This window comes from Palleronia aestuarii, assembly GCF_003253995.1.
Lineage (GTDB): Bacteria > Pseudomonadota > Alphaproteobacteria > Rhodobacterales > Rhodobacteraceae > Palleronia > Palleronia aestuarii.
In genome coordinates this window covers 1-1,137 of sequence record NZ_QKZL01000077.1, presented here as the reverse complement: position 1 = coordinate 1,137, position 1,137 = coordinate 1, and the positions used below count along the sequence as shown (strand labels likewise).

Below are 1,137 nucleotides of genomic sequence, written 5' to 3'. Positions count from 1 at the left end.
TCATGGACCCTGTCTACGAACGATGCCTCATCGCGCCAAGATTGTTCGGCGACGGGATACCGTTCGCCGGCTGTTCACGCGGCAACGTTTCCCGTACTTCGACAGCGCCATCAGCACTTATGGCCGGCGTTGCGCACCGTCATTTCAGGCATCAATGTCGAAGGAGGGCGGGAAGCGGAACTTCTCTGCGTCCTGGAAGAACGGCAGTTGCGTGCCCATGACTGAATAGCACCGTGTATCGTGGACGCCTTCTTCGCTAATTTTGAGGCAAGGAGGCCATGATGAGCAGCAAGTTCAGCGACGAGTTCAAGCGGGACGCGGTCGCGCAGATCACCGAGCGAGGGTACCCCGTCAGGGAAGTATCTGATCGGCTCGGGGTCAGTCCGTATTCGCTCTACGCCTGGAAGAAGTTCGCGAAGGCGTCATCGGGGGAGGCGGAGAAGGACACCGAGATCCGACGCCTGAAGAAGGAGCTGGCGCGGGTCTCGGAGGAACGTGACATCCTATAAAAAGGCCACCGCGTATAGAAGTGGCTCGGGAAATCTGAACAGGGGCTATGAGTGGATGATCCGCGCGAGATCGGCATGATGCCGAGAAGCGAGGAGAGACCATGACGAGACGACCGCGCCGGAATCACAGCCCGGCCTTCAAGGCGAAGGTGGCGCTTGCTGCCATCAAGGGAGAGCGGACGCTTTCCGAGCCGGCCGATCGGTTCGACGTCCATCCGAACCAGATCACGCGGGTGGCGCACCCAGCTTCTCGAGGGTGCGTCCGGTGTGTTCGGGACCGCGCCTGCCACCGAGGCCACTTTGGTCGTCGACGTGAAGACTTTGCACGCGAAGATCGGTGAGCTGACGCTTGAGAACGATGCTCCGCAGGGCTTGCGCGGCCCCACTGGGGCCACGGTCCCTGCTCCGATGTCCGGCGCGCTCGGGAGCGAGCGGTGAGCGCCATCGGTTTGAGAGAACCGCGAGCGGTCTCCTTCCGAGCGCAAGGCGATGATTGATCTTCCCCCGGTTCGGTGGAAGCGGTTAGGCCGCCTGTTCCATGGCGGCGGATGATCTGTATCCCAGCGCCGAGTGGAGGCGGTGAGTAGTGTACCAGCCCTCGGTCCAGGCGAACAGGTCGCGCCTCGCC

Annotated in this window: 1 protein-coding gene and 2 pseudogenes; all 3 read left to right on the top strand. The window is 62.3% G+C overall.

What is annotated here, in order from left to right; genetic code table 11:
• On the top strand, positions 1-225 hold a 225-nt coding region (locus LX81_RS22680), incomplete at its 5' end, for a hypothetical protein (RefSeq protein WP_211322875.1).
• Positions 226-278: 53 nt separating this feature from the next.
• A pseudogene (locus LX81_RS21800) lies at positions 279-506 on the top strand (transposase); the annotation flags it as partial.
• A gap of 104 nt (positions 507-610) precedes the next feature.
• Positions 611-869: pseudogene (locus LX81_RS21795) on the top strand (transposase); the annotation flags it as partial.
• Between the last annotated feature and the right edge of the window lie 268 nt (positions 870-1,137).